2 tRNA genes and 2 rRNA genes are annotated in these 689 nt (G+C 45.7%); all 4 read right to left on the reverse strand.

Going from position 1 to position 689, the window contains the following annotated elements:
* Nucleotides 1-261 (reverse strand): 23S ribosomal RNA (locus tag LZG71_RS30380); the annotation flags it as partial.
* A gap of 77 nt (nucleotides 262-338) precedes the next feature.
* A tRNA-Ala gene (locus LZG71_RS30385) sits at nucleotides 339-412 on the reverse strand.
* Between the two features lie 58 nt (nucleotides 413-470).
* Nucleotides 471-544: transfer RNA gene (locus LZG71_RS30390), tRNA-Ile, on the reverse strand.
* 51 nt (nucleotides 545-595) lie between these two features.
* Nucleotides 596-689: ribosomal RNA gene (locus LZG71_RS30395) — 16S ribosomal RNA — on the reverse strand; the annotation flags it as partial.

The raw sequence follows: 689 nt of genomic DNA on the forward strand, positions 1-689 counted from the left end.
GGCTGGTTTGGGCTCGTCCGCGTTCGCTCGCCACTACTTGCGGAATCATTGTTATTTTCTTCTCCTGTGGGTACTTAGATGTTTCAGTTCCCCACGTTTGCCCCCCGTAGGGTAATACCACTTCATGGTATTGGGTTGCCCCATTCGGAAATCTACGGATCAATACATATGTGCTGTTACCCGTAGCTTATCGCAGCTTATCACGTCCTTCTTCGCCTCTGAGAGCCTAGGTATCCCCCATGTGCCCTTAATTCACTTACAAAAATTAATCTCTTAATTTCTCTCTTCTACTTCTCAATATGTCAATGAACTCGTTATCCAAACTTTCTTGGATAATGTGGAGAATAACGGATTCGAACCGTTGACCCCCTGCGTGCAAGGCAGGTGCTCTAGCCAGCTGAGCTAATCCCCCAAAAATTTTCAATAAAAATGACCAAAAACGTTATTTTGATCTAACTTGTTGTAATCCGTGGGCCTGCGTGGACTCGAACCACGGACCTCGACATTATCAGTGTCGCGCTCTAACCACCTGAGCTACAAGCCCCTTAATTATATATGATAAAGATAAACTAAAAGCAGAATTTTTCGTCTCCAGAAAGGAGGTGTTCCAGCCGCACCTTCCGGTACGGCTACCTTGTTACGACTTAGCCCCAGTCGCCGATTTTACCCTAACAGTGTCTTTAACCTAC

Origin of the sequence: Dyadobacter sp. CY312 (assembly GCF_021390535.1) — a bacterium.
Taxonomy (GTDB): Bacteria; Bacteroidota; Bacteroidia; order Cytophagales; family Spirosomataceae; genus Dyadobacter.